At 71.7% G+C, this 25,770-nt stretch carries 29 protein-coding genes and 1 pseudogene; 20 read left to right on the top strand and 10 right to left on the bottom strand.

The genetic code is table 11. The annotated features are described in order from the left end of the window. Window positions 1-138 precede the first annotated feature (138 nt). The 4 genes from DLJ58_RS07805 to DLJ58_RS07820 all read left to right on the top strand — a co-directional run bounded on the left by DLJ58_RS07805 (window position 139) and on the right by DLJ58_RS07820 (window position 4,019). Window positions 139-723 carry a hypothetical protein gene (locus DLJ58_RS07805; protein WP_124854531.1) on the top strand — a complete coding sequence of 195 codons (585 nt, stop codon included), beginning with the start codon at window positions 139-141 and terminating at the stop codon, window positions 721-723. 401 nt (window positions 724-1,124) lie between these two features. Further along, entirely contained in the window at window positions 1,125-2,201 is a 1,077-nt protein-coding gene (locus DLJ58_RS07810) for a hypothetical protein (protein WP_124854532.1), read from the top strand. Between the two features lie 115 nt (window positions 2,202-2,316). Beyond that, window positions 2,317-3,291 carry a pirin family protein gene (locus DLJ58_RS07815; RefSeq protein WP_124854533.1) on the top strand — a complete coding sequence of 325 codons (975 nt, stop codon included), beginning with the start codon at window positions 2,317-2,319 and terminating at the stop codon, window positions 3,289-3,291. A 59-nt stretch (window positions 3,292-3,350) separates the two neighbouring features. Beyond that, window positions 3,351-4,019: a hypothetical protein gene (locus DLJ58_RS07820; protein WP_124854534.1), complete on the top strand. Its 669-nt coding sequence runs from the start codon at window positions 3,351-3,353 to the stop codon at window positions 4,017-4,019. 271 nt (window positions 4,020-4,290) lie between these two features. Here the strand turns inward: DLJ58_RS07820 and DLJ58_RS07825 are convergent, their stop codons facing one another. Both DLJ58_RS07825 and DLJ58_RS07830 read right to left on the bottom strand, forming a co-directional pair. Then, window positions 4,291-4,962: a DUF1345 domain-containing protein gene (locus DLJ58_RS07825; RefSeq protein WP_124854535.1), complete on the bottom strand. Its 672-nt coding sequence runs from the start codon at window positions 4,960-4,962 to the stop codon at window positions 4,291-4,293. 42 nt (window positions 4,963-5,004) lie between these two features. Further along, on the bottom strand, window positions 5,005-5,277 hold the full coding sequence (locus DLJ58_RS07830) for a DUF2795 domain-containing protein (protein ID WP_030332551.1): 273 nt from the start codon (window positions 5,275-5,277) through the stop codon (window positions 5,005-5,007). Window positions 5,278-5,432: 155 nt separating this feature from the next. On the opposite strand from DLJ58_RS07830, the gene DLJ58_RS07835 reads away from it, so the two are divergent. The 5 genes from DLJ58_RS07835 (at window position 5,433) to DLJ58_RS07855 (ending at window position 8,862) form a co-directional block, all read left to right on the top strand. After that, window positions 5,433-5,843, top strand: coding sequence for a DUF2267 domain-containing protein (locus DLJ58_RS07835; RefSeq protein WP_124854536.1), 411 nt, complete (start codon window positions 5,433-5,435; stop codon window positions 5,841-5,843). A gap of 192 nt (window positions 5,844-6,035) precedes the next feature. Continuing rightward, window positions 6,036-7,085, top strand: coding sequence for a TerC/Alx family metal homeostasis membrane protein (locus DLJ58_RS07840; protein WP_386993783.1), 1,050 nt, complete (start codon window positions 6,036-6,038; stop codon window positions 7,083-7,085). Window positions 7,086-7,160: 75 nt separating this feature from the next. Next, the gene (locus tag DLJ58_RS07845; RefSeq protein ID WP_091408112.1) at window positions 7,161-7,760 is read left to right on the top strand and encodes a sulfite oxidase-like oxidoreductase; all 600 of its coding nucleotides are present in this window, start codon (window positions 7,161-7,163) and stop codon (window positions 7,758-7,760) included. 7 nt (window positions 7,761-7,767) lie between these two features. After that, window positions 7,768-8,532 carry a ferredoxin reductase gene (locus tag DLJ58_RS07850; RefSeq protein WP_091408113.1) on the top strand — a complete coding sequence of 255 codons (765 nt, stop codon included), beginning with the start codon at window positions 7,768-7,770 and terminating at the stop codon, window positions 8,530-8,532. Window positions 8,533-8,568: 36 nt separating this feature from the next. Further along, window positions 8,569-8,862: a DUF6510 family protein gene (locus DLJ58_RS07855; RefSeq protein WP_091408116.1), complete on the top strand. Its 294-nt coding sequence runs from the start codon at window positions 8,569-8,571 to the stop codon at window positions 8,860-8,862. Between the two features lie 74 nt (window positions 8,863-8,936). On the opposite strand, the gene DLJ58_RS07860 is transcribed toward DLJ58_RS07855, so the two are convergent. Together DLJ58_RS07860 and DLJ58_RS07865 are read right to left on the bottom strand one after the other, a co-directional pair. Further along, entirely contained in the window at window positions 8,937-9,581 is a 645-nt protein-coding gene (locus tag DLJ58_RS07860) for a hypothetical protein (RefSeq protein ID WP_124854537.1), read from the bottom strand. Between the two features lie 23 nt (window positions 9,582-9,604). Beyond that, a complete protein-coding gene (locus DLJ58_RS07865) occupies window positions 9,605-10,012 on the bottom strand; it encodes a pyridoxamine 5'-phosphate oxidase family protein (protein ID WP_124854538.1) in 408 nt (135 codons plus the stop codon). A gap of 186 nt (window positions 10,013-10,198) precedes the next feature. On the opposite strand from DLJ58_RS07865, the gene DLJ58_RS07870 reads away from it, so the two are divergent. Then, entirely contained in the window at window positions 10,199-10,921 is a 723-nt protein-coding gene (locus DLJ58_RS07870) for a VOC family protein (protein ID WP_124854539.1), read from the top strand. Between the two features lie 7 nt (window positions 10,922-10,928). On the opposite strand, the gene DLJ58_RS07875 is transcribed toward DLJ58_RS07870, so the two are convergent. Continuing rightward, window positions 10,929-11,603, bottom strand: a complete 675-nt coding sequence (locus DLJ58_RS07875) for an NAD(P)-dependent oxidoreductase (protein WP_124854540.1) — start codon at window positions 11,601-11,603, stop codon at window positions 10,929-10,931. Window positions 11,604-11,683: 80 nt separating this feature from the next. Between DLJ58_RS07875 and DLJ58_RS07880 the strand changes: the two genes are divergently transcribed. The 4 genes and pseudogenes from DLJ58_RS07880 to DLJ58_RS07895 all read left to right on the top strand — a co-directional run bounded on the left by DLJ58_RS07880 (window position 11,684) and on the right by DLJ58_RS07895 (window position 16,250). Further along, a complete protein-coding gene (locus DLJ58_RS07880) occupies window positions 11,684-12,037 on the top strand; it encodes a winged helix-turn-helix transcriptional regulator (protein WP_124854541.1) in 354 nt (117 codons plus the stop codon). Between the two features lie 84 nt (window positions 12,038-12,121). Continuing rightward, window positions 12,122-12,649, top strand: a complete 528-nt coding sequence (locus tag DLJ58_RS07885; RefSeq protein WP_124854542.1) for a GNAT family N-acetyltransferase — start codon at window positions 12,122-12,124, stop codon at window positions 12,647-12,649. Window positions 12,650-12,742: 93 nt separating this feature from the next. Next, window positions 12,743-14,548 (top strand): annotated as a pseudogene (locus DLJ58_RS35115) (amylo-alpha-1,6-glucosidase); the annotation flags it as partial. 400 nt (window positions 14,549-14,948) lie between these two features. Continuing rightward, window positions 14,949-16,250 (top strand): NAD(P)/FAD-dependent oxidoreductase, encoded by a 1,302-nt coding sequence (locus DLJ58_RS07895; RefSeq protein ID WP_124854544.1) that lies wholly within the window; start codon window positions 14,949-14,951, stop codon window positions 16,248-16,250. Between the two features lie 43 nt (window positions 16,251-16,293). Here DLJ58_RS07895 and DLJ58_RS07900 read toward each other — a convergent pair whose 3' ends face one another. From DLJ58_RS07900 to DLJ58_RS07910, 3 genes are all read right to left on the bottom strand, one after another. After that, window positions 16,294-17,388, bottom strand: coding sequence for an AI-2E family transporter (locus DLJ58_RS07900; RefSeq protein ID WP_124854545.1), 1,095 nt, complete (start codon window positions 17,386-17,388; stop codon window positions 16,294-16,296). 57 nt (window positions 17,389-17,445) lie between these two features. Further along, window positions 17,446-18,240, bottom strand: coding sequence for a spermidine synthase (locus tag DLJ58_RS07905; protein ID WP_124854546.1), 795 nt, complete (start codon window positions 18,238-18,240; stop codon window positions 17,446-17,448). A gap of 102 nt (window positions 18,241-18,342) precedes the next feature. Continuing rightward, complete coding sequence (locus tag DLJ58_RS07910) at window positions 18,343-19,320, bottom strand: DUF2267 domain-containing protein (RefSeq protein WP_124854547.1); 978 nt, start codon at window positions 19,318-19,320, stop codon at window positions 18,343-18,345. A gap of 200 nt (window positions 19,321-19,520) precedes the next feature. On the opposite strand from DLJ58_RS07910, the gene DLJ58_RS07915 reads away from it, so the two are divergent. Then, window positions 19,521-19,835, top strand: a complete 315-nt coding sequence (locus DLJ58_RS07915; RefSeq protein ID WP_124854548.1) for a hypothetical protein — start codon at window positions 19,521-19,523, stop codon at window positions 19,833-19,835. Window positions 19,836-19,911: 76 nt separating this feature from the next. Here DLJ58_RS07915 and DLJ58_RS07920 read toward each other — a convergent pair whose 3' ends face one another. Then, on the bottom strand, window positions 19,912-20,250 hold the full coding sequence (locus DLJ58_RS07920; RefSeq protein WP_124854549.1) for an STAS domain-containing protein: 339 nt from the start codon (window positions 20,248-20,250) through the stop codon (window positions 19,912-19,914). A 211-nt stretch (window positions 20,251-20,461) separates the two neighbouring features. Between DLJ58_RS07920 and DLJ58_RS07925 the strand changes: the two genes are divergently transcribed. The 5 genes from DLJ58_RS07925 (at window position 20,462) to DLJ58_RS07945 (ending at window position 24,863) form a co-directional block, all read left to right on the top strand. Further along, the gene (locus DLJ58_RS07925; protein ID WP_124854550.1) at window positions 20,462-22,219 is read left to right on the top strand and encodes a PP2C family protein-serine/threonine phosphatase; all 1,758 of its coding nucleotides are present in this window, start codon (window positions 20,462-20,464) and stop codon (window positions 22,217-22,219) included. Next, window positions 22,216-23,253, top strand: coding sequence for a cobalamin B12-binding domain-containing protein (locus DLJ58_RS07930; protein ID WP_124854551.1), 1,038 nt, complete (start codon window positions 22,216-22,218; stop codon window positions 23,251-23,253). The genes DLJ58_RS07925 and DLJ58_RS07930 overlap by 4 nt, the downstream gene beginning before the upstream one ends. A 115-nt stretch (window positions 23,254-23,368) precedes the next feature. Continuing rightward, on the top strand, window positions 23,369-23,716 hold the full coding sequence (locus tag DLJ58_RS07935; protein ID WP_124854552.1) for an STAS domain-containing protein: 348 nt from the start codon (window positions 23,369-23,371) through the stop codon (window positions 23,714-23,716). 70 nt (window positions 23,717-23,786) lie between these two features. Next, entirely contained in the window at window positions 23,787-24,233 is a 447-nt protein-coding gene (locus DLJ58_RS07940) for a response regulator (protein ID WP_124854553.1), read from the top strand. Between the two features lie 114 nt (window positions 24,234-24,347). Further along, window positions 24,348-24,863 carry an ATPase gene (locus DLJ58_RS07945; protein ID WP_124854554.1) on the top strand — a complete coding sequence of 172 codons (516 nt, stop codon included), beginning with the start codon at window positions 24,348-24,350 and terminating at the stop codon, window positions 24,861-24,863. A 25-nt stretch (window positions 24,864-24,888) separates the two neighbouring features. Here DLJ58_RS07945 and DLJ58_RS07950 read toward each other — a convergent pair whose 3' ends face one another. Then, window positions 24,889-25,737 carry a hypothetical protein gene (locus DLJ58_RS07950; protein WP_167493687.1) on the bottom strand — a complete coding sequence of 283 codons (849 nt, stop codon included), beginning with the start codon at window positions 25,735-25,737 and terminating at the stop codon, window positions 24,889-24,891. Window positions 25,738-25,770: the final 33 nt, after the last annotated feature.

Consider the following 25,770-nt stretch of genomic DNA (forward strand, 5'->3'; position numbering starts at 1 on the left):
GTTTGGGGGTGACGCCCGACACGGCGTCACCCCCAAACTTCCCCCTTGTACGTGCAGCGCCGGACGAGGTGCTCACACCCTGCCGCCGCCCCCCCTTTTTGGCGGTCGGGTGTCCTACCCCCGAAGGAGCTACCCCTCATGAACACGATCTTCCGTAAGAGCGTCCTGTCTGTTGCTGGCCTCGCGTTCGCCGGTGGTGTCTTCGCCGGCCCGATCGCCCACGTGGCCAACCCCGTCGACGGCAAGCCCGTCGCGGTAGCGGTGCAGGCCGACAAGCCCGACACCAGCAAGCTGATCCCGCACGGCACCCAGGGCGAGCAGTCCCGGATCAGCCTGAACGACGAGCAGGCCGCCAACGTGAAGGCGATCATCGCCGCCACGAAGAAGGCCGGTCTGCCGGAGCGGGCCGCGGTCATCTCGATCGCGACGAGCCTGCAGGAGTCGAAGTTGGAGAACCTGGGTCACCTGGGCGATATGAACGACCATGACTCGCTGGGCTTGTTCCAGCAGCGCCCGAGCTCGGGTTGGGGTACGCCGGAGCAGATCACCGACCCGGCCTACTCGACGACCGCGTTCCTCAAGGGTCTGAAGCAGGTTGACGGGTGGCAGGACATGCCGCTGACCGACGCCGCGCAGACGGTGCAGGTGTCGGCTTACCCGGACGCCTACGCCCAGTGGGAGCAGCAGGCCGCCGACCTGGTTGGTCAGTACTGGAACAGCTGACCTGCGGCACAGCACCATCGCAGAACCAGCGCACCTAAGCACCACCGCACGACACCGACCGCTGGCCGGCACCCGCAACCCGGGGTGCCGGCCAGCGGCATTTCTGCTCTAGCCGGTCGCTGGTCCGCCGTTCACCAGTCGCCGTTCTCGTTCGCTGGCCGCCGTCCTCGTTCGCTGGCCGCCTCGTTCGTTGGCCGCGGGGCCGTCGACTGCCGGCCGTGGCTGCTGGTCGGCGTTGTTCGTAGATCTTGGACAGTTTCCGTGCTGTGGGCGGGCCGCGCGAACGGAAACTGTCCAAGATCTACGTTGGCGATGTAGCGGAGTGACGTGATCGGCGCCGAGTGATCCGATCGGCCGGCGGGTACGTACCCCTGGACGGGGACCGGCGGAGGGATACAGGCATGGCCGCAGTGGGGTACGGCGCGGATCGCGAACCGGAGTCGGAGCCGGAACCGTCCGGTGCGGCCGCGCCGCGACGGTGGTCCACGGGCGCTCGCCTGTTGGTGGCCGCTGCCGCCGTCGTGTTGCTCCTGGGCGCGGCAGCGGTGGCCGTGGTCGTTGCCGATCCCGACCACCTCGGCATGACCTACTCCGGTCAATCCGACGGCACTCGCCCCGACGGCACTCGCCCCGACGGCACTCGCCCCGACGGCACTCGCCCCGACGGCACTCGCCCCGACGGCACTCGCCCCGACGGCACTCGCCCCGACGGCACTCGCCCCGACGGCACTGGCCCCGATGACGGCGGCCGTCCGGGGGGCGTCGCTGACCTGGACGCGGCTGAGGGTCGCCGCGGTGGTGCGGGTGCTGCTGCCGAGCAGACGTTGACAGCGCCGCTGGCGGGTCGGCAGGAGGGCACCTTCGTTCTCGCGGATGGGCTGTCCTCGTTCGAGCTGCGGGTGGCCGAGTTGGGCGACGACCTGTACCGGATCAGTACCCCGGCCGGCTCGGGTGTGGCGGGCAGACCTGCGACACGGGGGAAGACCGTGCGGCTCGACCTCGTGGAGTCCGGGACGCGCGGGCCACGGGCCGTGCGGGTGTTGCTCAACGAGCGGGTCGCCTGGCGTCTCCATCTCGTTGGCGGGGTGAGCAGTCAGGTGCTGGACCTGACCCGGGCCCGGCTGCTGGGCGTGGAACTCGCCGGTGGTTCCAGCCGTACCGAGATTCTCCTGCCACCGATCACCCCTGCGCGCCCCGGCGACCCCACGGGCCCGCGCGCAGACCAGCCCGCCAGCATCCTGACCGTGCGACTCACCGGTGGGACCAGCCAGCTCGACGTCCGGGTCCCCGGGGAGACTCCGGTACGGGTTCGGGCGGGAGCCGGTGCCGGCTCGGTGGTGGTACGCGACGCTCGCTGGGACGGGGTGGCCGCGGGCTCGGTGCTGGGTACGCCGGGTTGGGACCGGTCGGCGGAGCGCCTGTACCTGGACCTGATCGCCGGTGCCAACAGCGTGCTGGTCTCCTCCAGCCACCGGTAACCCACGCCGGGCCAGTCCATGCCGGGCCAGGCCCCACCGCCACGAGCTGGTGAACCCCGGCCGCCCTGGCTGGAAGCACCGCGGTCGCGAATGGGCGTGCGCGTACAGTCGGGCGGTGGAGCGTACTGAATCAATGCTGGCGCAGACCCGACCGCCTGGCGTGGCCGACGTCGATCCCGGCAGTGTGTTGTTGCCCGGCCACGACGTGCCGTTGGGTCGGTACACCACGGTGCGGCGGCTGCTTCCGCAGCGCGCCCGCCGGATGGTCGGCGCGTGGTGTTTCGTGGATCATTTCGGCCCGGACGATGTGGCGCAGCGGCCCGGTATGGAGGTGCCGCCGCACCCGCACACCGGGCTGCAGACGGTGACCTGGCTGCTCGACGGCGAGATTCTGCACCGGGACAGCCTCGGCAACGTGCAGCCGATCGTGCCCGGCCAGCTGAACGTGATGACCTCCGGGAACGGTATCGCCCACTCGGAGCGCTCGCCGGCCATTCACCCGCCGGTGATGCACGGTGTGCAGCTCTGGGTGGCTCTGCCGGACCCGGCGCGGGCCGGAGCGGCAGACTTCGCGCACCACGCCGACCTGCCGCGCTGGCGGGACGGCGATCTGGACGTCACCCTGCTGGTCGGCGAGTTCGCCGGGGAGCGGTCACCGGCGGTGGTGCACACCCCGCTGGTGGGGGTGCAGCTGGAGTTGGGCGGGGAGGCGCCGGCGACGATGGCGTTGCGGCCGGATTTCGAGTACGCCGTGCTGGCGATGTCCGGGTCCGCGGAGGCGGCCGGGGTCGGGTTCGAGCCGGGGGCGCTGCTGTATCTGGGCTCGGGGCGCCGGGAGCTGACAGTGCGTGGCGGAGCCGGGGCCCGGCTGCTGCTGCTGGGCGGTACACCGTTCGAGGAGCCGTTGGTGATGTGGTGGAACTTCGTGGGCCGGTCACACGAGGAGATCGCCGCCGCCCGGGAGGACTGGATGGCCGGCGACGGGCGCTTCGGTGTGGTCGCCGACGATTCGGCGCCGCCGCTGCCAGCGCCCGCCCTGCCCACGACCCGCCTCAAGGCCCGCGATCGCACCGGCGGCCTGCACGGCTGACGACAACGCCCGCCCAGGGTGGTGGTGTGTGGCCGGGGGTGGCGCGGGTAGTCGCCGGCATGGCGACCAGTTTGATCACTCCGGTGGAGGACCGTAAACGTCTGGCGCGCCGGCTCGCCGGTAGCGGGCGGGGCTTCGCCGAGCAGTACGGGTTCCGGGTGACCAACAATCCGGCGAGCCTGTTCCAGGTGCTGTACCTGTCGGTGCTGCTGGCCCGTCGCGGTGACTTCCGTCGGGCGTTGGACGGGGCGCGGGCGGTGCGCGACGAGGGGTGGGACAGCGCGGCCCGGCTGGCGCGTTCGCTGCACGAGGACCGGGTCCGGGTGCTGCGCGCCAGCGGCCAACGCGGTGACGTGGACGCGCTGGCCGCTGTGCTGGGTGACCTGGCTCTGACGGTGGTCGAGCGGTACCGGGGTGATCTGCGCCGGCTGCGGGCGGTGGCGCACCACGACCCGGTCCGGGAGCGGGCGCTGCTGGCCGAGCTTCCGGGCGTGGACGATCAGGTCGTCGACCTGTTTCTCCGCGAGGCGCAGGCGTTGTGGCGGGAGGTTGCCCCGGTCGCCGACCGGCGGGCGCTGGCTGCCGCGCGTCGGCTCGGGCTGGGCAGGTCGGCGGACGACCTGGCCGGCCTTGCCACTGGCGAGTCCGAGCAGTTGGCCTGGCTGGTGGGGGCGTTGGCCCGGGTCGACCTGGAGCATCGGTACGCGGAGGTGACCGGTCGGCCGTGACGTGCCCTGGCCCACACTTCCCCAAATTCTGACCAAACGGAGGATGTTCTGCCGTATGGTTGGACCCGGCAGTGCTGGCCGCTCGGTTCGAGCGAGCCTCCACCGCCTGGTGACCGCGACCGGTTCGGGTGCGGTTCACCGCCTGGGCAGGCTTGCGTGGCGCCCTGGGTCGCGGTTCGTGACCAGGGGCGCCCGCCTGTCCCGGCCCTTCGATCGGCCCCGCCCCGTGTCGCGCTCCGGGGGACTGTGCGGCCTGGAGCGTAAGTAGCCTTCACCGCGCCAGGCCCGCCAGCAGGTTCACGGTCACGGCGATGATGAACGCGCCGAACAGGTACGACACCATCGAGTGGCGCAGCACCGTACGACGCATCTCGTTGCTGGTCAGGTTGGTGTCGGAGACCTGGAACGTCGTCCCGATGGTGAACGCGACGTACGCGAAGTCGGAGTAGCGCGGCGGTTCGGGCTGGTTGAAGTTCACCCCGCCGTCCGGACCGGTGTAGTAGATCCGGGCGTACCGGGCGGCGAACACGGTGTGCACCACGAACCAGGAGAGCACCACGCTGAGCACGCCCACGCCGCTGTGCAACTCCCGGGCAACCCCGGGGGGCGCGCTCTTCGCGCTGGCCACGACCAACCCGACAGCCAGCAGGCTGGCCAGGCAGGCGACGAGCAGCAGGGCGTCCCGGATCGCCCGGTTCGGGTCCTCGTGCACGGCCAGTTGGGCGGTCCGCTCGGCGTCCATCGGCCAGATCTTGTGCCAGACCAGCACGAGCCAGCTCAGCGCGCCCACGTCCCAGCCGGCCAGCGCGGCGAGCGGCAGGGGCAGCAGCAGCGCGAAGACGCAGCCGGCGATGATGCCGACCACCGCCACCACGGCGAGCTGCACCACCGCGGCCGGAAAACGCACGTCCGCTGGCCGGGACGGGCCGCCGGTGTAGGTCATCGGCGACGATCCCTTCGCCGCGCGGTGGGCGTCACCGCTGGGTCAGATGCCGCGCAGGTGCTGCGAGACCCTGTTGTGCTTCTTGTCTCGGGCCTGCTCGGCCCGCTGGGCGGGGCCGACCTCGGGCGCCGCCTCGATCCCGGCCGACCGGGCCACCTCGGTCCCGTTGGCGTAGTCGACCGGCGGCAGGGCGCGCAGCGCCTTCAGCACGTCCGGCGGGGCACCCTCCCGTTCGGCCTCGCGGACCACGTCGTCCTTCTCGGCCGGGTAGTCCAGGCTCGACAGGTACTGCAGGACGTCGGCGTAGCTCGCCATGGCGTGGGCTCCCTCGGGCATCGGTGTGGTGACGACCGGCGGCGGTTACCCGCCCGCCGGCCGGTCACGCCCGCCCGGCGGAGGAAACCGGCGCCGTTTCTCCTCGGCCGCCGCGGGTACCCGCAGACGCCGACGCGAGTCCAAGGGAGTACGCGATGAACTACGACACCTTCATCGACCAGGTTTCCCAGCGCACCGCCACGTCGTCCGAGCGGGCGGTCGAGCTGACCCGGGCCGTGTTGGAGACGTTCGCCGAGCGGTTGACCGGCGGTGAGGTTCTGGACCTGGCCGCCCAGTTGCCCCAACCGCTGCAACTCGTGCTCAAACCGAGCCCGAGCACCGAGCAGGCGGACCGGTTCGGCGCGGCGGAGTTCGTCGCCCGGGTCGCGTTGCGCGCCGGTGTTCGGGAGCGCGCCGCCGAGGACGCCAGCCGGGCGGTCTTCACCACCTTGCGGGAGGCGATCACCGGCGGTGAGTTCGATGACGTGGCGACGCAACTGCCACGTGACTATCGGGGCCTGGTCGAGCAGGCGATGGCCCCGGGCGCGACGTTGCGCCGCGGCTGACAGCGCTCGTACCACGCACACACAGCGGTTTACCAGGGCAACCATCGATGTCCCGCTTGGCGTGGCGATTCCACCTGGCCTAACCTTGTCGTGCGAGGGGAGTACTTCCCACGAACCATTCCGGTCAGTACGGCGCGCCCGGCGCGCCTCGGGTGGTTGCCCACCAGGTGGTGGGTGAAGGAGACCTCGAACATGACGGTGTTCGAGGAGACCCACATGAACCACGTGTTGTATCTGTCTGCCGCCAGTGACCTGTCGTCGGTAGGCACGCCCACGCTGTGGGCGGTCACCATCCTCGGGGTCCTCCTGCTGTTGGTGCTGGACTTCCTGGTCACCCGTCGCCCGCACGAGGTTTCCATGCGGGAGGCCGTCGGCTGGTCGGCGTTCTACATAGCGCTGCCGCTGGCGTTCGGCGCCTGGATCTGGTCCCGCTTCGGCTCCCAGCAGGGCGTTGAATACCTGACCGGTTACCTGGTGGAAAAGTCGCTCTCGGTCGACAACCTCTTCGTCTTCATGTTGCTGTTGGCGGCGTTCGCGGTGCCGGCGGTGCTCGCCCAGCGGGTGCTGCTCTACGGCATCGCCGGCGCGCTGGTGTTGCGGGCCGTCTTCATCGCCCTCGGCGCGGCGGCGTTGCAGACCCTCGACTTCGCCTTCCTGCTCTTCGCGATCATCCTCCTCGCCACCGCGGTGAAGCTGCTGCGTGATGCCTTGTCCGGGCATCAGCAGGAAGTCGACATCAACAAGATGCGTTCGGTGAAGCTGCTGCGCAAGGTCATGCCGGTGGTCAACGACTACCACGGCACGAAGATGACCGTCCGGCAGGGCGCGAAGCGGGCGCTCACGCCGTTCGCCCTGGTGGTGGTCGCGGTGCTCGCCACCGACGTCGTCTTCGCTGTCGACTCGGTGCCGGCGGTCTACGGCATCACCGAGGACCCGTACCTGGTGTTCGCCACGAACGCGTTCGCCCTGCTCGGCCTGCGGGCGCTCTACTTCGTCCTGCACGCGGCGCTGAGCCGGCTGGTGCACCTCAGCTACGGCCTGGCCATCATCCTGGCGTTCATCGGCCTCAAGCTGGGTCTGCACTGGGCGCACGGCATCTGGGACAGCGTGCCGCAGATCCCCACCCTGGCCTCGCTCGGCGTGATCATCGGTGTGCTGGTGGTGGTCACGGTGACCAGCCTGCGCGCCACCCGGGGTGGCAACCTGCCCGGGGACCGCGAGGTCGTCGCGGAACGGCACTGACCGCGCCGCGCCGGCTGACGACGGGGTACGCGGGAAAGCTCTCGCCCCGGCCGGCGCGGGTGGTACGACTGTGCAATGGGAATCGTGTCACCGGGCTTTCAGGGTCGGCCCCGAACGCAGGAGCCGGCCCTGCCACCCGGTCAGTATCTGACCGAGGACTTTCCGGTGCTCTCGGCCGGCCCGACGCCCCGGGTGTCACTGGACACCTGGGAGTTCGTCATCTCCGCCGAGAACGGCAGCGAACACCGGTGGTCGTGGCAGGAGCTGATGGCCCTGCCGCAGGAGACGCCGATGGTGGACATCCACTGCGTCACCCGCTGGTCCAAGCTCGGCACCAACTGGCAGGGCGTCTCACTGGACACGCTGCTCGCCGACGTCGACACGGGGGCGCACTTCGCGCTGGCGCACTCCTACGGCGGGTACACCACCAACCTGCCGCTCGACGACCTGCGCGGCGGCCAGGCCTGGGTGGTGCACACCTTCGACGGCGCACCGCTGCCCGCTGAGCACGGCGGGCCGGCGCGACTGCTGGTGCCGCACCTGTACTTCTGGAAGTCCGCCAAGTGGGTGCGGGGCCTCCGACTCAAGACGATGGACGAGCCGGGTTTCTGGGAGACCGCCGGGTACCACGACTACGGCGACCCGTGGCGCGAACAGCGGTACCAGGGTGACTGAGCGCGCCGTGGCGACGAGCACCCAACGCCGTACGCCCAACCGTTGGCAGGTCGGCCGGCTGGTGGAGCGCCGGGTGGAGACACCGACCGCGCAGACCCTGGTGCTGGAGGTGCCGGACTGGCCGGGGCACCTGCCCGGGCAGCACGTCGACCTGCGGCTCACCGCCCCGGACGGCTACCAGGCGGCCCGGTCGTACTCGATCGCCGGGCCGGCCGTGGACGGGCCGGGAGGACCGCGCATCGAGGTGACCGTGCAGCGGGTGCACGACGGCGAGGTGTCGCCGTACCTCATTGATGTCTTCGGGGCCGGCGACCCGATCGAGGTACGCGGACCGCTCGGTGGCTGGTTCATCTGGCGGCCCGAGGAGACCGCGCCGGTGCAGCTCGTCGCCGGTGGCTCCGGCGTCGTGCCGCTGATGGCGATGATCCGGGCGCGGCGGGCGGTGGGCAGCAAGGCGCCGTTCCGGCTGATCTACTCGGTGCGCACCCCCGGCGACGTGATCTACGCCGACGAGCTGCGCCGCCGGGTCCGCGACGACTTCGGGCTGGACGTCGCGTACGTCTACACCCGTGAGGCGCCCGAGGGCTGGCGCGGTGAGCCGCACCGGATCGGGCTCGCCGACGTCAACACGCACGGGTGGCCACCGGACCTGGAACCACTCACCTACGTCTGTGGCCCGACCGCGTTCGTGGAGACCGTGGCCGACCTGCTGGTGGGGCTGGGTCACCCGTCGCGCCGGGTCAAGACCGAACGCTTCGGCCCCACCGGCTGACCACCCGCTCACTCACGCAGTGTCGAGGAGATTTCGATGACCGAGATGTCGTACCTGGACGGCAACATGCTCGACGGCCCGATGCGTGAGCTGTTCACCGTCGACCTGAGCAGCGCGATGGGCCGCTGTGAGAACTGCGGGACGACCGGGTCGATGGCCAGCCTGCACGTCTACTCGCACGCCCCGGGCCTCGTCGCCCGCTGCCCCTCCTGCGAGGAGGTGATGGTGCGCCTGGTGCGCGGGCCGGACCGGGCCTGGCTGGACATGCGCGGCACCACCTACCTCCAGGTGCCGATGCCGATGGAGCAGACGTTCCCCGGCCCGCTCTGACGGACCGCTTGCCCGGCGGGCGGTGTCACCCCGGGCCGGTTCATCGGCTCTTGCAGCCGAAGCGGCAGGCCGGTTCAGACACGGAGGAGATCGTAGGCCTGGGCGAGGTCGTCGGCCCAGGGCGAATCGTGGTCACGTTCCCAGGCGCGGTGCAGACGGTCGCGGGTCGCCTTTCGGCGTAACCAGACGCCGAGGACGCTCGGCTTCGGCTTGGCGAAGTCGAGTCTGGCGACCATCTCGGCCAGGTGACGGTCCGCCGACGGGGTGGGCGTGGCGTCCCAGACAGCGAGGAATCGTTCGACGCGCTCGCCGGCCGCGCGAGCCGCGTCGAGGAAGGTCGCCGGATCGGTGAACGACCCGAGCCGCGGCGGGTGATCCGTCAGCAACGACCGCCACACCGCGTCGAGGTACGCGTCGACGGCCTCCTGCTCGACCCGCGGCCAGGTGCGCCACTCCTGACGGGGGAGTTTGCCCAGGACGATGGCCGGGTCCAGGTCGTCGGACCCGAGCAGGCGCTCAAGGAGTACGGGGAGCAGGGCCTTCACGTCCGCCCGGCTGCCGACCGTGTTGCCGAGGCTGATGGTCAGTGAGAACAGGTCGTGCTCGTCGACCAGCACCGAGCCCCGGCAGTGCGGGCAGCCATCGAGCACCGCACGGCGCGGGTACCGGGCGAACGCGTCCCGTACGCCCGCCAGGGCCGTCGTCAGCTCCTTCTCCACCGGCCGATTCTTGCATCGACGGCTCACTGTGCGGTGCCCGCGAGCAGCCACCGCCGGACGGGGATCTCCAGCAGCACCCGCTCGCCGTCCGGGTCGACCTGCCGGCCGACGTCCCAGCCGTCGTACTTGCGCGCGAACGCCTCGACGACCGGGCTCGGGAATCCACTTCGGTGCACGTGGGCGGCGCCCTCCGCCACCACTGGCGCGTCGCCGCTCTCCAGAGCCAGGGACACCCGTGGGTCGGCCACGACGTTGCGGGCCTTCACGCTGCGGCTCTCGCAACCGACCCAGAACGTCGCGGAGAGGTAGACGAACCAGACCGGCGTCAGGTGCGGGGACCCGTCGCGTCGCACTGTGCAGAGCCAGATGTTCAGCTCCCGCGACAGTCGCTCCTGGACGTCGGCCGGGGGGATCGAGGGGGTTCGGCTCACCGGGCAAGTGGATCACAACGCCGCACGTCCCGACGACAGTCTTTCACCCCACGCAGGGGGTGGGGTGTGGCCCCGCCCTACCGGGGATGAACCGCTGAAACTCGGGTGCGGTCGACCTGGCGCAGCCCTAGGCTCCCGCTCCGACGGCTGTCACGGCGTCCGGTCCGATGGGAGATGAGCGCAGCGATGACTGCACACCTGTTCGCGATCAGCTTCGACGCGAGCGAGCCCCTGCGGCTCGCGCAGTTCTGGTCCGGGCTCCTGGGGCGGGAGATCGTCGACGATCCACACGACGGCGTCCTGCTGCTACCCGCCAACGACAACGGGTACCACATCCGTTTCGCCCCGAACCAGCAGCCGAAGGTGGTCCAGAATCGGATGCACTTCGATCTGACCAGCAGTTCGCTGGAGGACCAGCGGCAGACGGTGACCAGGGCACTGGAGCTCGGTGCGCGGCACACCGACATCGGGCAGGGCCCGGAGATCGATCACGTGGTGCTCGCCGACCCCGAGGGCAACGAGTTCGACGTCATCGCACCGGGCAACAACTTCCTCGCCGGCTGCGGCTTCGTCGGTGCGCTGGCCTGCGACGGGTCGCAGGAGGTCGGCTATTTCTGGAGTGCGGCGCTGGGCTGGCCGCTGGTCTGGGACCAGGACGAGGAGACCGCGATCCAGTCACCGAACGGCGGCACGAAGATCAGCTGGGGTGGCCCACCGCTGATGCCGAACGGGGGTCGGGATCGGGTGCGTTTCGACCTCGCTCCGGCTGTCGACGTCGATTGGCAGTTCGAGGTCGACCGGCTGCTCTCGCTCGGAGCGACCCTCGTCGAGGCCGGTCGGGGCGAGACCGGTCGGGTGGTGCTGGCCGACCCCGACGGTCAGGAGTTCAGCCTGCTGACGCCCCGCTAGTCCACGGTCAGTCGAAGATGGACACCCGGGTGCGGTGATGCCGTGGGGCTTCGATCTCGTCGATCACCGCGACGGCGAGATCGGCGTACGACAACGTCGTTGATCCGGACGCGGTCACCGTGTCTCCGGCGAGGCGGTACCGGCCCCGCCGTGGGGCGGCCGCGTCCAGCATCGCCGGCGGGGTGAGCATGAGCCAGTCGACAGTGGTGTCCGCCGCGCGGAGCCGGTCCAGGCCGGCGGTGTGCGCCAGGGCGAAGGGGCGCAGGTGACCGGGGAACGACGCGGGGTCGTCCAGGATCAGGCGGCCGTGCTCGTCCTGAAGGTTGGCGAACAGGCCGATGAGGATGAGACGAACCACTCCGGCCTCGGTCATGCCGTGCAGGAGCGCGTCGGCGGCGTTGACGAAGAACTGGTCGTCGAGGTGGCCGAGGGCGGCAAGGGCTTCGGGGCTTGACGCGGGGGTGACGGCGCTGACCACCGCGTCATGATCATGCAGGATCGTGGCTGTCGAGCGCGGGTCGGTGACGTCACCCCGGACCACCGAGATGCCGTCCGCTGTGGTGTCGCCTGCCTTGCGCGGATCCCGGACGGCGGCGGTGACCCGATGGCCGCGGTCACGCGCCTCGGCGGTGATGGCCCGTCCCGCTCTGCCGCCTGCTCCGAAGATGGCGATGCTGCTCATGGGCTCGTCCCCCGTTCCGCGGTCTTCCTCGACGTCAGGGACGGTATCCACGAGATACTGGTTACTGCAAAGATACTGGGATGACGGATCTCGATGCCGAGATGTTCGATCCGATGTGCCCGTCCAGCGCCCTGCCGTTCCAGATCGGTGACAAGTGGACCGGGATGGTCGTGCTCTGTCTGGAAGGCGGCCCGCGTCGCTTCACCGAGATCCGGGTGCCACTTCGCGCCATCACGCCCAAAGTCCTGACGCAGACCCTGCGGGCGATGGAGCGCGACGGCCTGGTGGCGCGGACGGCGTACCCGGAGAATCCGCCCCGCGTCGAGTACGAACTCACCCCGCTGGGGCGCAGTCTGTTGACCCTCATCGCGGCAGCGCGGGCCTGGAGCAGGGACCATCTCGCCGCGTTGCTCGCGGCCCGAGAGGCACACTAACCCTCGCGCGCTCACGGCGCGCCACCACACGCACGCCGCGGCCGGTTGGACAACGGCGGCACCGGTCGGTCAGAGTGATCCGCCGTGAGATACCTGCGTACCGGTGGTCCCGCCGCGATCCGGCGACCCCGGCCCACCGACTCGGACGAGTTCGTCGCCGCCGCGCGGCGCAGTCGGGACCTGCACCACCCGTGGTTGAACGCGCCGGCCAACCCGGAGGAGTACGAGCTCTATCTGCGTCGGATCCGTCGCCGCGACAGCGCCGGCTACCTGATCTGCGACCGGGCCAGCGGCGAGATCGCCGGCTACGTGAACATCAGCGGGATCGTGCTCGGTGCGCTGCGTGGTGGCTTCCTGGGGTACGCGGCGTTCCTGCCGTACAGCGGGACCGGGCACGCCTCGGCGGGCGTCGCCCTGGTGATCGACCACGCCTTCACCTCGGTTGGGTTGCACCGGCTGGAGGCGAACATCCAACCGGGCAACGAGCCGTCCCGGCGGGTGGCCCGCAAGCTGGGTTTCCGGTTGGAGGGCTTCTCTCCGGACTACCTGTTCATCGACGGCGCCTGGCGCGACCACGAGCGCTGGGCGATCACCGCGCCGGCCCCCGCCTGACCGTCGGCCCGCCGCCCCGGGCCGACGGAGTACCGGAGCTTTCACCCGCAGCGGGTGATGACGCTCAGTTCCCCGCTTCCTACGGTGGGTGTCATGGCTGCCGTTCGCGCAACCCCTGCCCGCCCCTTCCCCAGTCTGTCCATCGACGAGTCGGACAACGGCGATCAGCGGGCGATCCCGCCGGAGCTGGGACCCGACTCCCTCGCGGTGCTCAGCGGGCCCACCTTCCTGTACTCCAACGCCCAGGGGGACGTGCCGCCGGGCAGCATCGGCGGGCTTGTCCACCTGGACACCCGCCTGCTCAGTGGCTGGAACCTGACCGTCAACGGCGGCGCGTTGTTGCTGTTGCGCGCCGAGACCATCGACCACTACTCGGCGCAGTACGTGCTCACCAATCCGGAGTTGCCCGGGCTGCCGCCGAACACTCTGGGCCTGCGGCGCCTGCGCTACGTCGGCGACGGCTTTCACGAGCGCGTGGAACTGGTCTCCTTCCGGCGGGAGCCGGTCCGGGTGGAGCTGCGACTGGCCGTCGCCGTCGACTTCGCCGACCTGTTCGAGGTCAAGTCGAGGGTCCGGGACCGCTCCGCCGAGATCAGCCGTGACCATGCCGACGACGGGTCTGAGCTGCGCTTCTCCTACCAGCGTGGTGGCTTCTCCGCGCAGACCCGGGTGTGCTGCGCGAAGCCAGCCGACCGCATCGAGGGCGACGACCTGGTCTGGGACCTGGAGCTGGGCCAGGGCGAGGAATGGAAGGTCGACCTGCACGTGCCGCTGCCGGACGGCATGGGGGTGGTCGAGCCGGTTCGGGGTGACATCGCCGACGTCATCCACGGCCGCGCCGACGACCCGCTGCGCCGGTGGACCGAGGAGCGCGCGGTGTTGCGCAGCGACAACGTGGCGTTGGAGCGCACCATACGCCAGTCCCGTGACGACCTGTCGGCGCTGCGGCTCGACCTGGAGGTCAAGGGCCAGCGGATCATGTTGCCCGGTGCAGGGCTGCCCTGGTTCCTCGCCGTCTTCGGCCGGGACACCCTGATCACCGCGTATCAGACGTTGGTCGCCGGGCCCGCGCTGGCCAAGGGCACGCTGCTCGCCCTGGCCCGGCTCCAGGGTGAGACGTGCGACGACTTCACCGACGAGGAGCCGGGCAAGATCCTGCACGAGGTTCGCAGCGGCGAGTTGACCCGCAGCGGCGAGAAACCGTTCGGACCGTACTACGGCAGCGCTGACGCCACCCAGCTCTGGCTGATCCTGCTCTCCGAGTACTGGCGCTGGACCGGCGACGACGAGACCGTCCGGCGCCTGCGGGACAACGCGCTGGCAGCGTTGCGCTGGATCGACGAGTACGGCGACCGGGACGGCGACGGCTACGTCGAGTACGCCACCCGCTCGCCCGAAGGGCTGGGTAACCAGTGCTGGCGAGACTCGCCGGACGGCGTCTGCTTCGCCGACGGACGGATCCCCGTGCTCCCGCTGGCCACCTGCGACCTTCAGGGCTACACCTACGACGCCAAGATGCGGCTGGCCGAACTGTTCGACGGGCCGTTGGGCAATCCCACGTTGGCGCGCCGGCTGCGTGACGATGCCAACACCCTGCACGAGCGGTTCAACCAGGACTTCTGGATCGAGGAACGGGGCGGCTACTACGCGGTCGCCCTGGACGGCGACAAGAACCGCGTCGACTCCAAGACCTCGAACATGGGTCACCTGCTGTGGAGCGGAATCGTTCCCCCGGAGCGCGCCGACGCGGTGGTGCGGCAACTCATGTCACCGGACATGTTCTCCGGTTGGGGCATCCGCACGCTGTCCCGGGAGGAACGGCTCTACAACGCCCTCGGCTACCACCTCGGCACGGTCTGGCCGCACGACAACTCGATCGCCGCGCTCGGCCTGGCCCGGTACGGCTACCGGGCCGAGTCGAACCGGATCAGTCTGGCGATGTTCGAGGCGGCCGAGGAGTTCGGTCACCGGCTGCCGGAGGCGCTCAGCGGGTTCGATCGGGAGCGGCTGCTCTTCGCCGTGCCATACCCGACCGCGTGCAGCCCGCAGGCGTGGGCGGCCGGCACGCCGCTGGCCCTGATCCGCCATGCTCGGCGTCAACCCGGTCAACGGCCGCCTGGTCCTCGACCCGGACGTCCCGGCGGAACTGGGCCGGATCATCGCCGAGCGGGTCCGGGCGTTCGGCCAACAGTGGGAGTTGGAGGCGGTGGGTCACAGCGGCCACGTCCGGCTCCAGCCGAGCTGAGCACGGCTGGCGCGTCCGACGTTTGTCGCGGCCTTCGACGGGAAACGGCCCGCAATGACGAAACCTCGTGTGGTGATCGTGGGGGCCGGGTTCGCCGGTTACCACGCGGCGAAGACGTTGAGCCGGATCGCCCGGGACCGGGCCGAGATCGTGGTGCTGAACTCCACCGACTACTTCCTGTACCTGCCGCTGCTGCCGGAGGTGGCGGCCGGGGTGGTCGAGCCCAAACGGATCGCCGTGCCGCTGACCGGCACGCTCAAAGGCGTACGGGTGGTGGTAGGCGAGGCGGACCACGTCGACCTGCAGAACCGCTGGGTCGGCTTCACCCAGGCCGAGGGGGAGAAGAACCGGTTGGCGTACGACCGGCTGGTGCTCGCCGTGGGCAGCGTGAACAAGCTGCTGCCCATCCCGGGGGTGACCGAGTACGCGCACGGCTTCCGTGGCCTCCCCGAGGCCGTCTACCTGCATGATCACATCGTCCGGCAGTTGGAGCTGGCCGAGCAGGCCGAGGACCCGGCCGAGCAACGGGCCCGCTCCACGTTCGTGGTGGTCGGTGCGGGCTACACCGGCACCGAGGTCGCGGCACACGGGCAACTGTTCACCGATGCGTTGCACGCCCAGCGGCCCCGGCTCACCGTCCGGCCCCGCTGGATGCTGCTCGACGTGGCGTCCCGGGTGCTGCCGGAGTTGGACAAGCGGATGTCGGACACCTCGCACAAGGTGCTCAACCGGCGCGGGGTGGACGTGCGGTTGGGTACCTCGGTGGCCGAGGCGACCTGCGACGGGGTGAAGCTCACCGACGGCGAGTACGTGCCGACCTGCACCCTGGTGTGGTGTGTGGGGGTGCGCCCCGACCCGTTCGTCAACGAGCTGGGATTGCGGACCGACCGGGGTCGACTGGTCACCGACGAGTTCCTCAACGTTCCCGGCTATCCGGAGGTGTACGCGTGCGGTGACGCCGCCGCGGTGCCCGACCTGGTCAATCCGGGCAAGGTGTGCGGGATGACCGCCCAGCACGCGCAGCGGCAGGGCAAGCGCGCGGCGTACAACATCGCCGCGTCGTACGGTTTCGGCCGCCGTAAGCCGTACAAGCACCACGACCTGGGCTGGGTCGTCGACCTGGGTGGCAAGGACGCGGCGGCGAACCCGTTGCAGGTCAACCTGGCCGGGTTGCCGGCGAAGGCGGTCACCCGGGCGTACCACCTGATGGCCATGCCGGGAAACCGCACGCGGGTGAGCGCCGACTGGGCGTTGGACGCCGCGTTGACCCGGTCCGCGGTCCAGTTGGGGCTGGTACCCGCCAACGCGGTGCCGTTGGAGAGCACCTCACCCGAGGTCGCGACCCGGGCCCGCTGAGCGGGCCCGGCCAGGTCGTCGCGGAGCAGGCCGGCCGCGACGGTCAGTCCGTGGGACCGTCGGGTCGCCCGGACCGCGCGGCCGGGCCGGCCGGCGGGGCGGGTCGCAGCCGGCGCGGGCCGTACTCGCGCAGCAGGGTCTGGACGATGCCGGCGGCGGGGATGGCGAGCAGTGCGCCGAGCAGACCGGCCAGCTCCGCCGCGAGCAGCAGGCTGACCAGCACGGTCAACGGGTTCAGCTGGACCGCGCGGGACAGGATGAGTGGTTGGAGCAGATGGTTCTCCAGCTGTTGGTAGACCACGAAGAAGACCAGCACCACCACCCCGGCGGTGGGGGAGTGCAGGAAGCCGGCGCCGGCCGCGATCACCGCGCCGAGTGTCGCCCCGACCAGCGGTATCAGGTCGGCGACCGCCACCAGCAGGGCGATCACGGCCGCGAAGGGCACTCCGGTGAGGGCCAGCACCGCGTAGGTCAACGCCCCGCAGATCACGCTGATCAGCAGGTTCCCGGTGAGGTAGCCGGTGACGGTGCGCGACACCTCCCGGCCCACCCGGCGTAGCCGCTCGCCCTGACCGTCCCCGGCCGCCGCGAGCAGGCCGCGGGTGATCCGCGGCGCCTCCAACACCATGAGGTACGCGAGCACGATGACCGTGACCAGCCCGGCGACCGACTCGACGACGCCGCGGAGCACACCGACCGCGGGTTGGCGCAGTCGGCCGCCGAGGTCGTGCAACTGCCCCGAGTGGTCGCTGACGTAGCGCCGCGCCCCGGTGCGCTCCAGTAGCTGCCCCACCGGGCCCCGCCCGGCGCGGGCCTCCCGCAGCAGCTCGGGTGCCCGGTCGGCGAAGCGGCCCAACTCCCCGAACAGCGGCACCAGGATGAGCGCTGCCAGGATCGTCAGCAGCACGAACGCGGCGAGGAACACCAGCAGGGTGGCCAGCGCCCGACGCCGGACGAAGCGGCGTTGCAGCCGGTCGACGAGGGGTTTGAGCGCGACGGCGAAGAACGCGGCGACGACCGCCCAGACCAGCACCCGCCGGGTCGCGTACACGAAGCCCAGCGCTAGCGCTGTTGCCAGCACCAGGCCGATCACGATCAGAGTTCGGCGGCCGGTCGCCCGATCGTCGACGTCGCTCATCCGGCGGGCCTTCCCCGCGCGCGCCGTCGGAAACCGGCATTGCGGGCACAACGGCGATCAGTGGCGGGAGTTGTCGTCCGTGTCGGTGACGGGATGGGCGCCAGCGACGAACGTGTCGAGCGCGGCGGCATGCAGCAGCCCGCCGGGCACCGGGTCGCGCAGGGCGGCCACCGCCAGCCGGGCCACCGGCAGCCCGCCGGGACGCGAGGTCGCGGCCAGCACCAGGTTGCCGTACCTGCGGCCGCGTAACATCCGCCGGTCGCCGACCACGCACACGTCGGTGAAGACCGCCCGCAAGGTGGCCACCTGCGCCCGGGTACCGACCAGCGGCGGCAGGTCGGTGACGTTGACCAGGTACAACCCGTCGGGGCGCAGGGCGCGGGCCACCTCGGCGGCGAACTCGACGGTGCGCACGTGCCGGGGCATCCGGGCCGCGCGGTAGATGTCGGCGATCACCAGGTCGTACCGGCGGTCCGGGGTGCCGGTCAGGGCGTCCCGGGCGTCGGCGACCTCCACCCGCACCTGCGGCGGCAGCGGCGGCAACTCCCTGGCCACCAGCTCGACCACCGCCGCGTCCCGCTCGACGACCCGTTGCGGGGAGCCGGGCCGGGTGGCGGCCAGCCAGCGGGGCAGCGTCAACGCGCCGCCACCGAGGTGCAGGACGTTCAGCGGGGCGCCGGCCGGGGCCGCCACCTCCACCGCCGAGGCGATCCGCCGGACGTACTCGAAGTGCAGGTGCCGGGGATCCTCGACATCCACGTACGACTGCTCGACCCCGGCGGACAGCAGCGTCCGCCCGGTCCGGCGGACCGGGTCGGCGACCAGCTCCAGCCGGTCGGCGGCGCGGTTCATGTCCGGCACGCTAGCCGAGCCACGGCCCACCCGGCACGGCGGACGGGCCGGCGGAGCGGGGTCGCCCCCGGTCCGCCGGCCCGACGGTGTCGTGGTGCCCGGTCAGCCGCCGGCCATCCCGGCCCCCACCTCGTCGATCGCGTCGTCGATCTGGCGGGCGAGGTCCACGTCGAGCGCGGTGACCCCGTTGGCCTGGCTGGTCCGCACTGTCAACACGGCGGCGGTGTCGCCCGGACGCCCGATGCTCGGGCCGCGGCCGTTGTCCTGGCGTAGCCGGTCGAGCCGGGCGAGCACCCGGTCCAGGTTGTCGGGCGGCAGCGCGACCACCCGGTAGAGGCCCTGGCTGTCGCCGGCCCAGTAGGGCAGGTCGGTCAGCGCAGCGCTGATCTCGTCGGCGTCCAGGGTGGGTGTGGTGGTGGAGGCGCCCACCAGGCCGCCGCCGGCCTCCGGCGGGTTCAGCAGGTCACGCAACCCGTCGGGTACGTGCAACGACTCGACCAGGTCGCCGTCCTGCTCGGCGAGCGCGGCGATCGTCGCCTCGGCCTGGTACCGGGCCTGCTCCGGGGTGTTGCCACTGATCCGCCCCACCTCGGCCAGGAAGCCGGGCAGGTCCTGGTGCCGTTCGATGCCGTCGACCGGCAGCACGTCGTGCAGCGACGCCGGCACCGCGGCGAGCAGCCGCTGCCGCTCGGCGGCCTCCAGGGCGAACGCGAGGACCAGCACGGTCGCCTCGGTGCCCACCTTGGCGGTCTTGAAGTCGACCCCGGCGCGACGCCGGACCTCGTCGACCAGGTCGTGGTAGCCCATGCTGTTCACACCGGCCGCGCCGCTCGGCGGGGACGGCTGCGGTCGCGGGTTGTCGGCGCTACCGACCGGCGGCGGTGCCGGCCCGCCGCGCGTACTGTCCGACTTGTGCGTTCCGGCCGCTGCTGGGCCGGCCCGCTTACCCGCATCGAGGCTCGTGAGCTGCTTGGACGCGCTCAGGCTGGCGCCGATCTCGCTGGGCTGGCGATTCTGCTCGCGGGCCTGCCGGGCCAGTGCCCGGCGCCTCTGGTTGTCGCCCTCCATCTGCTTGCGCATGGTGGCATCCCTTCCGCTGGGGATCGTGGCTGCGCCAGTCGCCTTCCCGCCGTCCCGGAGAAGGAAACGGAGGCCGCCGGCCGGGTCGGAGCGGCCCGCGCCACGCTTCATCCGGCGGGGGTGAGGGGTGCTCACCCGCACGGCCCGCACGATCGGGTCAGGACCGGAGTTCTTCCGAGGTACGCGGAAGGAAGGTCGTCATGAAGGAAGTTGTCGAGATCGTCCCCGCTCGACCCGGCTGGTACGCCCGCTGGCAGCTCACACCCGAGGTCACCAGGTGTTACCCGGTGAGCCTGTGGGCGTTGCTGGAGGAGGCTGACGGAACGGGCCGCGAGGTGATCGGAATGGACTGCATCGGTCAGTGGCCCGGCGCGGACGACAACGAGGCGGGTGGGCAGTTCGTCCGCTACCTGTACCAGACGCCCGATTCGGGGGAGCCCGCGGACGTGGACCCGGCCCCGATCGGCGAGCTGCGTGAGGACGGCCCCCGGCTCCAGCCGATGACGGCACCCTAGACATTCCTCCGGCCCCCGACCCCAGGTCCCAGGGTCGGGGGCCACCCCGTTTCGCTTTCCGGGGGTGGCCTACGGGTCAGCCGACGGCGCGCACGTCGTCATCGGCGTACGCCTCGGCGAGCAACTCACTGAGGCCCGTGCGGTCCAGCATCCGCTGAAGCTGGGGGCTGACCCCGGTCAGGCGGATCGCCCCGGCGGCCCGGTGCACCACCAGCAGCGCGCTGAGCCCGGAGGAGTCGCAGAGGGTCACCCCGGTCAGGTCGACCAGAACCGGGGCGTCGCCGTCGCCGCGCAGCTCGGCCGTCGCGGCGATCAGCTCGGGCGCGGTGTCGTAGTCGAGGTCGCCGGTCAGCCGGAGTCGGACGTTCCCGGCGGCGAGCCGGGTCGTCTCGATGGTCAACAGCTGGTCGGGCATCCCACCATTTTCCTTGTCGAGCGACGAAACGCAAAGCGGGGGCGGCGAAGCGCCCCCGTGTCCCTCGTCCAACGCCCCCGCCGTGGCGGTGCCCGTCACCTGCCGTGAGATGCCGCTTTCCGGGTTCCGGCGTAGGGTGGCGGGAAAGTTTTGACCATGCACGCCGGTTCCGGCACGGGCTCGGTGAACGAGAAGGAGTGAGGCTCAGCTGGTGACTGCTTCCGACGTCAGGGACTGGGACCCGGGCGACGGACGGCTCTCCACGCCGAGCACGACACGACCCTCGGCGTGGTCCGCCGACGTTCGCCGCCCCACCGTTGCCCTGCCGCCGCTGGCCCCCGACCGGGGGCCGGGCACGCCCGGCTGGTTAGAGGTCGTCGAGCACTTCCGGGAAGGCCTGGTGGTCTGCGACGCCGATGGCGTCGTGCGGCACGTCAGCCCGGTGGCTGAGCGCTTGCTGCCCGAGGTGACGTCCGGCGACCTGCTCAGCGCTGCCGGTGTGCCCGGGTTGAGCGAAGGCGTCCCCGGGAGCTTCACCCATCGCGGGCGCCGGCTCACCGCGCGCCAGGTGCCGCTCTCCGGTGACCGCTGCTGCTGGTACGTCGAGGACGTCACCGACAGCGTCAGCCGCGCCGACGCGTTGCTCGCCGAACGGGCCCGCTCGGCGTTCCTGGCCGTGGTCGGCGACAAGCTGGGCAACCCACTGCACCCCGACCGGGCGGCTGCCGCGGTCGTCCGACTCGCCGTGCCGACCCTGGCCGAGGTGGCGGTGCTGGTGGTCGCCCCGCGGGCCGGGCGCGCTCGCTGGTGGCGGGCCTCCCGCACCGACGACGAGGTGCCGACGGTGGACAGCGGCGTGCTGGCCGGCGGCGAGTTGCCGACCGCCATCGCCGACGGGTTGACCGGGGCCGAGCCGCACGCGGTGGACTGGCTGGTCGAGCAGGCGGTCGACGCCGGTTGGCTGCCGGGGCTGGCCGGCACCGAGAGCGCCGCCCGGGTCGTCCCGCTGCCGGGGCGTGACGCGCCGGTCGGTGTGCTGCTGGTGGCCCGTCGCGCCACCCGCTGGTACGACGAGGACGACGTGGAGCTGGTCCGCGCCTTCGCGGCCCGCGCCGGCGCGGCGTTGACCACCGCGCTGCTCTACCGCGACCAGGCGGAGGTGGCCGACACCCTCCAGGCCAGCCTGCTGCCGGTCGAACCGGTCGAGGCCGCCGGCGTGCAGTGGGGCACCGCGTACCGGCCCGCGCAGGCGGGGCTGCGCATCGGCGGCGACTTCTACGGTTCGCACCGGCTTCCCGACGGCGGCTCGGTGTTCTTCCTCGGCGACGTGTCGGGCAAGGGCGTCGAAGCGGCCGTCTTCACCGGCCAATTGCGCCAGTGCCTTCAGGCGCTGCACCGGTTGGAGTCGCACCCCGCGCGGTTGCTGCGGCTGCTCAACGACGCGCTGCTGGAGACCACCCAGGCGCACGGTCAGGGCCGCTTCGCCACGATCGTGCTCGGCGTGGCCCGCCCGGAGCGCGATGGTGGCCTCACCCTCGCCATGGCCGGCGGCGGGCACCTGCCACCACTGGTGCTGCGCGCTTCCGGCGAGGTGGAGACGGTGCCGTTGCGCGGCATGCTGATCGGGGTGGTGCCCGACCCCCGGGTCGGGGAGGTGACCGTGCGGCTGGCGCCGGGCGAGACCTGCCTGCTCTACAGCGACGGGGTGACCGAGGCCCGGGGCGGTCGGCGCGGCGACGAACACTTCGGCCCCGAGCGGCTGGTCGCCGCGCTGACCGGCTGCCAGCGGATGCCCGCGCCGGCCCTGGCCGAACGGGTCGAGCAGATCACCTGCGACTGGCTGGGGCAGGGCGACCACGACGACATCGCCGTGCTGGCGCTGCGGGCGGCCGGCCCGAGCGGGCGCGGGGTGCGGCACCTGCACTCGGTGCCCACCGGCACCGACCAGACAGAGGGAGCTGACGCGTGACCGCCGCCACGGCCACCACCGACCTCGGCGAGGCGTACTCCGGTTACCTGGACTGCCTCGCCGACGCCGACGAGTACGGCGCGACCGAGATGGCGATCGGCCTGCTCGACGCGGGCGTCCCAGCGGAGCGGGTGCTGCTCGACCTGGTCGCGCCCGCGCAGGCCGAGGTGGGCGAGCGGTGGGCGCGCAACGAGTGGAGCGTCGCCCAGGAGCACGCGGCCACCCACATCAGCGAGCAGGTGGTGGCGGCGGTGTCCGCGTACGCCAAACCGCGGCCGACCGGCGGGCGGGTCGTGGTCGCCTGCATGGACGGCGAGTGGCACGCGCTGCCGCCTCGGCTGGTGGCCGAGGTGCTGCGGTTACGCGGGTGGCAGGTGACCTTCCTGGGCGCCAGCGTGCCCGCGGCGCACCTCGTGTCGTACCTGCACCGCTACGACGCGCACGCGGTCGCGCTGGCGTGCGCGCTGCCGATGCGCCTGCCGTACGCCCATCGGATGATCGAGGCCTGCCGCCGGTCGGACGTGCCGGTGGTGGTCGGCGGGCGTGGGTTCGGCGCGGACGGCCGGTGGGCGCGCCGGCTCGGGGTGGCCTGGGCGCCGGACGCGCCCTCGGCGGCCGAGCTGATCGCCGACGAGCGGGCGCTGCGCGGGGCGCCGCCGGCCCGGCTGGCGCACCTGGCCGACGACGAGTACGCCAGCCTGGTGCGCCGTCGCGGTGAGCTGATCGACAGCGCGTTGGCGGAGTTGCGGGAGCGGGTGCCGGCGGCACGGGAGTACACCGCCGCTCAGCTCGACGCGACAGTGAGCGACCTGGGCCACATAGTGGATTTCCTGGCGGCGGCGGTCTACGTCGACGACGCCTCGTTGTTCACCGAGTTCGTGGAGTGGCTGTCGGGGATCCTGGGCAGTCGTGGGGTGCCCGCCGGGGCGGTCGTGCTGCCGCTGGAGCACTACGCCGCCGCGTTGCGGGACTTCCCCCGGGCGGCGCGGGCGCTGGCGCTGGGATGCGCGGCACTGCCAGCCACTGCCCGCTGACCGAGCTGCCGGTGGCATCCGGATTGATCACCGCGCTCGGAGGCGAACGTTTCAGCTCTGCGTATACTTGCCGCACTGCAAACGTCCCACCGAGGGTGGAGCGAGGGGGAGAACGGTGACGTTCAGCGTCAACTACGTCGAGCGCGACGGTGGTGGCGCCTGCCTGCGGCTCGCAGGCGAGCTGGACCTGAGCACCGCCCCCGAGTTGACCGCCGCGATCAACCGGCTCACTGCGGCGGGCGAGACCCGGATCCTGCTCGACCTGACCGACCTGACGTTCTGTGACTCCACCGGGATGGCCGTGTTCGTCCGGGGCGACAATCAGGCTGGGGCCGACGGGGGGTGGCTCCGGCTCACCGGCGCCCACGGGCGGGTCGAGCGGGTGCTGCGGGTGACCGGTCTCGCCGACGTCTTGCGCTACGAACCGGAGTCGGTCGACCCCGCGTCCCGCAGTGCGTCCTGATGGGCTAGATTTTCCCGCCAGCGCGGTGACCGTCAGGGTCCCGTCTTCGCCAACTCTGAGGCAGGTAGTGATGGGCGCAGACAGCCCGCAGCCGGTACGCATCCTGGTGGTCGACGACGACCCGGGTGACGTGCTGATGATCGAGGAGGCACTGGCGGACTCCGACGTCGACAAGATCATCGACGTCGTCAGTGACGGCGAGGAGGCGATGGAGTTTCTCCGCGCCGAGGGCCGACACGAGCAGGCCCGCCGCCCGGACGTGATCCTGCTGGACCTGAACATGCCGCGGATGGACGGTCGGCAGGTGCTCGGTGCGGTCAAGCAGGACGAGGATCTGCGGACAATCCCGATCGTCGTGCTGACCACCTCCAACGCCGACACCGACATCGTCGGCAGCTACACGTTGCAGGCCAACGCGTACGTCACCAAGCCGATCGACCTGGACGACTTCAACGACGTGGTGCGCCGCATTGACGAGTTCTTCGGCCGGGTCGTCGTGCTGCCCAAGCGCGCCTGACGCCCCGCGCCGCCTGCGCGCATGCTGAACAATTTTCCCGAACCCCCTCGGCGCGAGCGGTCGCGGCCGAGGATCCAGGTGGGGAAGTAACAGCAGCTGCCTGGGGGCGACAGTATGAGGTTCTCCGTCGTTGAGACCGGTTACGACCAGCGGCAGGTGGATTACTGCCTGGACGAGTTGGGGATCCGGTTGTCCCGGCTCGCGGCGCGGGCCGAGGGCGCGGCCGGGGCGGGCCGGGAGTGGGACGAGATCCGCCAGGAGGCAGCCTGGCTCAGTGGGCTCCTGCAGCGACTCGACCTGGGCGACGTCGGTGCCCCCCGGTACGCCGGGGACGCGGTGCGGCGCGAGGCCGCCGACATCCTGGCCCAGGCCCGCGCCGAGTTGGACGAGGCCCGCGAGGAGGCACGGCGGGTGCGGGAGCGGGCGTACGCGGAGGCCGTGCAGGCCCGGCGCGACTTCGAGGCGGCGCTGGACGCTCGCCGACGGCGCGAGGTGCGGGTGGACGAGATCCTCAGCCAGGTGACGGTCGACCAGGTGCCCGCCGACACCCCCACCGCAGCCGCCGCGGTGCCGGGCAGCCGGGTCGGGGGCCCGGAGGCGGGCGCGGAGCCACCGCCGGGCCGTCGCTGAGACTGCGCGGGTGTGGGTGCCCGGCTCAGGCGGTGAGCGCCGCCGCGACGGTGGTCGCCCGGTCCTCGTGCTGGGCGTACGCGTCGGGGTAGGCGGAGATCTGCACGGCCTGGGCGGCGGCGGTGACGCTCATGTCCTGCCAGCCGGGGATCTCGTTGAGCGCCGTGTAGAAGGCCCGCGCGGCGTACGACGGGCGCATCAGCTGGGCCACCGTGCCCCAGCCGCTGCTGGGCCGCTGCTGGAACAACCCGACCGAGTCGTGGTCGGAGCCACTGCCCTGGTTCGGGTACTCCGCCGACTCCGGGAGGACGTCGCTGGCCAGGTTGTAGAGGTTGCTCTCCTGCATCGCGGTGGACAGTGCCACCACCAGGGCGCGGCGCGGCATCTTCATCTCCAGGCCGACGTCCACGATGATCTTCGCATTGTCCATCTGTGCCTGGTCGAGGCCGGCGACCGGCCGGGGGCGGCGGGGCTTGACCGGCTTCTTGGGTGCCTTGCGGACTGCGGTGGGAGTGGGCGTGGGCTTCGCCGTCGGGCTGGGCAGGATCCGGGCGGGGGCGGCGTCGCGGTCCAGCGACCGGGAGGCGCGCTCGTTGGCGATGGCGGCGCGGTCGGCCACCGCCTCGGCGAGCGGCTCGACCGTACGGGGGGTGTCGTCGTTGCCTCGCGCGGTGGCGACCGCGACGAGGCTGAGGCAGCAGGTGACACCGGTGGCCAGCGCCACCCGCACCGGGGTCGAGCCCAGCAGGGCACGCCGCGACGGTTCGGAAGCGCGGTGACGGCCGATCGTCCGTTCGGTTGATGCGGCGTCGTCCGAGGGGGTGCTCGGGCGCGCGTCGGTCAGCTTCTGGGCGGAGGGGTCGTCGGGATGCACCTGACGAGGCTAAAGAGCTGAATGCCGGATGCC

Source organism: Micromonospora arida (genome assembly GCF_003857035.1).
Classification (GTDB): Bacteria; Actinomycetota; Actinomycetes; order Mycobacteriales; family Micromonosporaceae; genus Micromonospora; species Micromonospora arida.